The sequence below is a fragment of the Streptomyces sp. PU-14G genome, assembly GCF_041028275.1.
GTDB lineage: Bacteria > Actinomycetota > Actinomycetes > Streptomycetales > Streptomycetaceae > Streptomyces.
Map to the genome: position 1 here is coordinate 22,908 of NZ_JASKYT010000057.1, position 6,533 is coordinate 29,440.

The following is a 6,533-nucleotide window of genomic DNA, read 5'->3' on the forward strand; positions in this document are numbered from 1 at the left end:
CTGCCGTGAACCACTCCGCCGCGACACGAGGACCGGCCGTCCTGCACGGCGGTCCCCTTCCCGCGCTCCCGGTCCGCCACCTGGGCGAGGCGCTGCTGCGCGCCGCCAAGTCGCGGACGGCGGGAGAGATCGTCTGTCTCGGCTCGGCAGCCGGGACCCGGACGCTGAGCTACCCGCGACTGCTGCACGACGCGGCCCGCCTCCTCGGTGCCGCGCGGGCACGCGGAGCGCGGCCCGGCGACCGGGTCGTGCTGCAACTCGTCGACGAACGCGACCTGTTGACCGCATTCTGGGCCTGCCAACTCGGCGCCTTGGTGCCCGTTCCCGTGACGGCGACCCCGCCGCCGGGCAGCCCGCTGTCGGCGGCCGGCCTGCTCGCCGGCGCCTGCGAGGTCGCCGACCGGCCCTGGACGCTGACGAGCACCGCACCAACGGGCCCGGACCGTAGCCGGTGGCTGGGGGGCGTGGCCGCACTGCGCGCCGGCGACCCCGCCGTCGACTTCGCCGCCCCGGCCCCGCACGACGTGGCCGCGCTCCTGCTCACCTCCGGCAGCACCGGCGTTCCGAAAGCCGTCATGCTGACCCACCACAACATCCTCAGCCGCGCACACGCGAGCGCCGGTGTACGGGGGCTGACCCGGCGCAGCCGGACGTTCAACTGGATGCCGCTCGACCACGTGGGCGGACTGATCATGTTCCACGTCCGTGACGTACTGCTGGGCTGCCACCAGGTGCACGCCCGCACCCGCTGGGTCCTGGAGGACCCGCTGCGCTGGCTGGACGTGCTCAGCGACCACCGCTGCGACACCACGTGGGCGCCCAACTTCGCCTACGGGCTGGTCACCGACGAGGCCGCACGCGTGGCCGCCCGCGACTGGGACCTCAGCGGACTGCGGTACCTCATGAACGGCGGCGAACCGGTCAGGCCCGCGGTGGCGCGCCGCTTCCTCGCGCTTCTCGCCCCCTTCGGCCTGCCCGCCACGGCCATGCACCCGGGGTGGGGCATGTCGGAGACCTCCTCGGGCGTGGTCGACTGCGTCTTCACCCCCCACGACCACGACGAGGGGGAGCGCTTCGTCCCCGTCGGCAGGCCCCACCCCGGGGTCTCGGTGCGGATCGTGGCCGAGGACGGGAAACCGCTCATGGCGGGGGAGACCGGCCGGCTGCAGGTCAGCGGCGCACCGGTGACACCCGGGTACTACCGCGCGCCCCAGCAGAACCAGCGCTCCTTCACCGACGGCGGCTGGTTCACGACGGGCGACCTCGGCTACGTCCAAGACGGGCTCCTCACCGTCACCGGACGCGCCGACGACCTGCTCGAGATGGGTGATGAGGTCCGCCACGGCCACGAGGTGGAGGCGGCTGTGGAAGAACTGCCCTTCGTCGAGCCGTCGTTCACCGTCGCCTACAGCGATCCCGCGCAGGACCGGCGCCCCGGCTCATTGGTGATCGCGTTCCACCACAGGGCGGGTGTCTCGAACGACCGCGACAACTGGCGCATCGTCGAACACGTCGCGCAACGGTTCGGCATCGTGGTCAGCCGCGTGGCACCGGTCGCGAAAGAGGCCGTGGCCAAGACCGGAATCGGGAAGATCAAGCGCGCACAGCTCGCGCGGCGTCTGACGACTCCTCGCGAAGACCCTCCGCCAACCCACCTCGGTCCGCCGCCACCTGGCCACTCTTCCCCGGGGCCGGTGGCGGCGGACCGCTGCCGAGCAACCGAGGGAGAGCACGCGATGTCCGAGGAACTGCGGGTACTGCAGGCGGTCAGGATCAAGGGGCGGCCCACGGCCCCCGAGATCGCCGCGGCGAGCGCCGTGGCCGGCACGGCGCTCGAACGGGTGCTGCGCACCTCGGCCGACGCGGGACTGTGCACCGCCGCTCACGGCCGCCACACGCTGACGCCCGCAGGACGCGAGCACCTGCGGCGGCTGGTCGCCCAGGAGCGGGCCGGACTCGACCGGGCAGCGCTGGCCCGCGCCTACGAGGACTTCGGCACCCACAACACGGCCCTCAAACGCCTGATCACGGACTGGCAGCTGGTGGGCGGTACGACAGTGAACGACCACAGCGACGCCGCCTACGACGCCGATGTCATCGGCCGCCTCGCCCACCTGCACGAGGAGTTCTCCGGTCCACTCGCGCGCCTGGTCCTCCTCGCGCCGCGGCTGGCGCACTACCCGGGACGCCTCGCCCGGGCGCTGGCGAGGATCCAGGCGGGCGACCACTCCTGGCTGGCCCGTCCGCTCGTCGACAGCTACCACACCGTGTGGTTCGAGCTGCACGAGGACCTTCTCGCGCTGACCGGGCGGGAGCGTGCGCGCGAGGCCGCCGCGGGGCGAGCGGAATGACGGCCGGCTCCGCGCGGGCGGCCCGGGAGCCGGTGGCCCTGCCGCTGGACGGCGGCACCGGCCTGGGCCGCGGTCTGCTGGGCGGCAAGGCCGCCGGTATCGCGCGCATGCTCGCACTGGGGGCGCCGGTCCCACCGGCCTTCGTCCTGACCACCGTGGCCTGCCGTCGATTCCGCGCGGCGGCAGGCCACCTCCCCGAAGACGTGTGGCAGCGGGTACGCGGGCTGGTCGGCACGCTGGAGCGCGCCACGGGACGGACGTTCGGCCGCGGCCCGCAGCCACTGCTGGTCTCGGTGCGTTCCGGGGCTCCGGACAGCATGCCCGGCATGATGGACACCGTCCTCAACGTCGGCCTCACGCCGGAAGCCTCCGCGGCGCTCGCCCGCGCCGACCCGCGGCACGCCGCCGACACACGCCGTCGTTTCACCGCCCAGTTCACCGCCACCGTCGGCGTGCCGCCCCCCGGCGACCCGTGGCGGCAACTGCGGCTCGCCATCGAGGCGGTGTTCGCGTCGTCCGCCTCGCCGCGCGCCGTCTCCTACCGCGCCGCGCGCTCACTCGCCGCCGACGCGGGCACCGCGGTGACCGTCCAGACGATGGTCTTCGGCAACCGGGACGCCCGTTCGGGCACCGGTGTCCTGTTCACCCGAGACCCGCTGACCGGCGCCTGTGCGCCGTACGGCGAGTGGCTGCCCTCAGGTCAGGGCGAGGACGTCGTCTCGGGGCGGTCCGACGTCCGCTCACTCGACGAACTGGGGGAGGCCATGCCGCAGGTGCGGCGCCGCCTGCTCACCTGGGCCCGTGCCCTGGAGCGGGACGCGAAGGACGTACAGGACATCGAGTTCACCGTCGAGGCGGGCACGCTGTGGCTGCTCCAGACGCGGGCGGCCAAGCGATCACCGCGGGCAGCGGCGGCACACGCCGTGGCGCTGGCCGATGAGGGAGTCATCAGCCGCCGGGAGGCCCTGTCGCGCCTGGCCCCCGCGCAGCTCGACGCCCTGCTGCGGCCGGGGATCGATCCGCAGGCCGCGGCGTCCGCGTCCGTGCTGGCACGCGGCAAGCCGGCGAGCCCGGGCGTCGGCGCGGGGGTGACCGTCGTCGACCCCGACGCGGTCGGTGATCCGGGCCCCGGCGCGGACGGTAGGGTCCTGGCTCGGCCGACGACGGAACCCGACGACGTGCCGGCCATGGCCCTGGCCCGTGCCGTCGTCACCGAGACGGGTGGCTCCACCTCGCATGCCGCCGTGGTCTGCCGGGAACTGGCGGTACCGTGCGTGGTCGGCTGCGGCCCCGGCACGGTGGCCGCGCTCCGCGGCCGCACGGTGACCGTGGACGGCGCTGCCGGGTTGGTCTACGCGGGCGCACTGCCGCTCCGGCGGCCGACGGGCGACGAGCCGGCCCTGGCCGCCCTCGCGGAGTGGGCCGCCGACGCACCGGACCTTCCGTCGGCGACCCGGCTGCTGCGGCTGCGGGCCGGCCGGTCACAGCCGCCGGTGGCGTAGACGCGGCTCGCCGCAGGGAAGGGACACGTGGACACGGGACATGCCGGCGCCGGACATGGGGATACGGGGCATGCCGGCACCGGACGTGTGGACACGGGACGTGGAGAAGGCCGGAAAGGGGATTTCGTGGAGTACGACGTAGTGGTGGCGGGCGGCGGTGCCGCGGGGCTCAGCGCGGCACTGACCCTGGCCAGAGCCGGCCGCCGGGTCGCCGTCGCCGACAAGGGCGAGCCCCGCAACTCACCCGCCGCACACCTGCACGGGTATCTCTCCCGGGACGGCGTGCCACCAGCCGAGCTGCTCCGGGTGGGCCGCGGCGAGATCGCGGAATACGGCGGCGAGCTGTGCGCGTGCGCTGTCACCGCCGTACGCCACGCGGACGGCGGCGGGTTCGTGGCCGAGCTGGAGAACGGGCGGCACCTGCCCGCCCGCGCGCTGCTGGTGGCCACCGGTTTGCGGGACGTCCTGCCGCCGGTGCCCGGAGTGGACCGGCTGTGGGGGAGCGACGTGCTGCACTGCCCCTACTGCCACGGCCATGAGGTCCGTGGCGGGCCGATCGGCGTGCTCGGCGGCGAGAACCGCCCGTTCAGCATCCATCAGGCCTCCCTCGTGCGGCAGTGGTCGCAGGACGTGGTCTTCTTCCCCCACCTGATCGAGCTGGACGAGCAGGAGCGGGAGCGGCTCCTCGCGCGCGGCATCCGGATCGTCGAGGGACCGGTCGAGCGGCTGGAGATCTCCGAGGGACGGCTGGCCGGCGTACGCGTGGGCGACGGCCCCGTCGTACCGCGCTCGGCGCTGTTCGTCGGCCCCCGCTTCGTCCCCCGCGACGAGCTGCTGACCGGACTCGGCTGCGAGACAGCCGCCGACGGGTGGGTCGCGGTGGACGGTTCGGGCCGCACCAGTGTGCCGGGGGTCTGGGGAGCGGGCAATGTGGTCAGCGAAGCCGCGCAGCTCGCCTCCGCGGCGGGCCAGGGCATGAGCGCCGGTATCGCCCTCAACCACTACCTGCTCGCCGAGGACATCGACTCGGCCGTGGCCCGCTACCGCGCCACGGGCGAGCCCGCCGCCGGCTGACACCCTTCGCAGGCCAGGGCGCGGCGCGCCGCCAGGTCGCGCCCTGGCAGGGTGCGGCCCCGCAGGCGTCGCGCCCCGGGGCGGGCGTCACGCGCCGGCCGGCAACCGGGCGCCGGATATCCGGTCGGGGACCCGCAGTTGCGGATGCTCCCGGTAGATCTCGACGGCGAGCTCCACCGGGCCGCCCTCCGCCCCGACGGCGGCGGCCCGGTCGAGCAGCGTCAGTTCGGCCGCGGTGAGTTCGGCGAAGTCCTTGGTCATGATTCCCCAGGAGTCCCAGGGGAAGACCTCGAAGCGGTTGAGCGCGGCCAGATCCCGCACCACGGTGCCCTGGACGACACCCATGCCCGCCTGCTCGATGACGCTGGCGGTGTACCGCGCCGGATCCAGGTGACCGCGCCGGCAGGCCAGCCAGGCCTCGCCGGCGGGCACGAACCGGTCGCGGGGCACGTTGTGCACGTCGAAGTCGAGGGTGTGATGCTCGGCGGCCTCCGCCATCTGCGGGTCGGCGAACCGCCAGCCGGAGCCGCTCTCCCAGTACTCCACCACCCAGTGGTCGTCCCAGGGGTAGGGCGGGAAGTAGTCGGCGTATCCGCCGCGGAGGCGGGCCGGAATCCCGGCCTGACGCAGGAGCGCGCACAGCACGATGCAGAAATCCCGGCAGGTGCCGGCGAGCCGCTGATCGGCGGGACGCCCGTGCATGCCGCCGAGAAACTGGACGATGTCGCGGAAGAAGCGGATTTCGCTTTCCCCGAAGCGCTCAGCGGGAACCTCGAATCCGAACCTCTTCGACGTTTCGCTGCGGTGTACCACCGCCCCGCAGACGACCTTGCTCATGTCCGGAAGATTGTCCGGAAGTGAGGTGAGCAGCGCACCCAGTTCGCCCGGGTCCGTAACTCTGCTGTGCTGTACGTAGAATTCTCGGTGCATTCGAAAAAGCTAGCAGTGGGACGGTTGACCGGCCAGACGCGCGAGCCGTCTCCCGGGGAAAGAGCCGGGGATTCTTTTCCGCATTTCGCGGGTGGGCGCCCTCTGTTATGGTCGGTGCGGAAATTCAGGGGCTGTTGTCCCGCCGAACGGGGGGCTGATGATTGCGGATCAGGTGGCGGACCTTGTGGTGGACGACGTGTTCCTCAGGTCCACGGACGTGGTTCCCGGAAGTGAGTTCTTCCTCAAACTCGAAGGGCTGAACCCGGCGGGTTCGGTGAAACTGAAGACCGCGGTCGGCCTGATCGCACACGCGCAGCGCGGCGGGGTGCTGCGTCCCGGCGGGCGGGTCATCGAGTCGTCGTCGGGCAACCTCGGAGTCGCCCTCGGCGTGGTGTGCGCCGAACGCGGCTACCGGTTCACATGTGTGTGCGATCCGCACGTTCCCGAGCTGAGTGTCGCCTGCATGCGGGCGACACKCAGCKCGGGAACGYGCGGCGACAGGCGCGACGGGAACGGCGGCTCTCTGCAGGCGCCGGTCTCGTGTGGCCGAACCAGTACGCGAACCCGGCCAACCCGGCCGCGCACAGCGCCCGCACCGCGTGGTCGATCCACACGCAGATCGGCCGCGTCGACTACCTCTTCGTCGGCGCCGGCACACGGGAACGCTGGTGGGCTG

Annotated in this window: 5 protein-coding genes; 4 read left to right on the forward strand and 1 reads right to left on the reverse strand. The window is 73.2% G+C overall.

The annotated features are described in order from the left end of the window. The first annotated feature begins 5 nt into the window (after positions 1 to 5). From AB8Z75_RS09905 to AB8Z75_RS09915, 3 genes are all read left to right on the forward strand, one after another. Entirely contained in the window at positions 6 to 2,351 is a 2,346-nt protein-coding gene (locus AB8Z75_RS09905) for an AMP-binding protein (RefSeq protein ID WP_369201064.1), read from the forward strand. After that, positions 2,348 to 3,853: a pyruvate, phosphate dikinase gene (locus tag AB8Z75_RS09910; protein ID WP_369201065.1), complete on the forward strand. Its 1,506-nt coding sequence runs from the start codon at positions 2,348 to 2,350 to the stop codon at positions 3,851 to 3,853. Before AB8Z75_RS09905 ends, AB8Z75_RS09910 begins: the two co-directional genes overlap by 4 nt. Positions 3,854 to 3,979: 126 nt before the next feature. Continuing rightward, a complete protein-coding gene (locus tag AB8Z75_RS09915) occupies positions 3,980 to 4,927 on the forward strand; it encodes an NAD(P)/FAD-dependent oxidoreductase (RefSeq protein ID WP_369201067.1) in 948 nt (315 codons plus the stop codon). 87 nt (positions 4,928 to 5,014) lie between these two features. On the opposite strand, the gene AB8Z75_RS09920 is transcribed toward AB8Z75_RS09915, so the two are convergent. Then, a complete protein-coding gene (locus AB8Z75_RS09920) occupies positions 5,015 to 5,857 on the reverse strand; it encodes a transglutaminase-like domain-containing protein (protein WP_369201068.1) in 843 nt (280 codons plus the stop codon). A 157-nt stretch (positions 5,858 to 6,014) separates the two neighbouring features. Between AB8Z75_RS09920 and AB8Z75_RS09925 the strand changes: the two genes are divergently transcribed. Next, on the forward strand, positions 6,015 to 6,533 hold a 519-nt coding region (locus tag AB8Z75_RS09925; RefSeq protein WP_369201069.1), incomplete at its 3' end, for a pyridoxal-phosphate dependent enzyme.

Coding starts and splice junctions, on each gene's coding strand:
- AB8Z75_RS09910 (WP_369201065.1), top strand. CDS start 2,348: ATGACGGCCGGCTCCGCGCGGGCGGCCCGGGAGCCGGTGGCCCTGCCG.
- AB8Z75_RS09920 (WP_369201068.1), bottom strand. CDS start 5,857: ATGCACCGAGAATTCTACGTACAGCACAGCAGAGTTACGGACCCGGGC.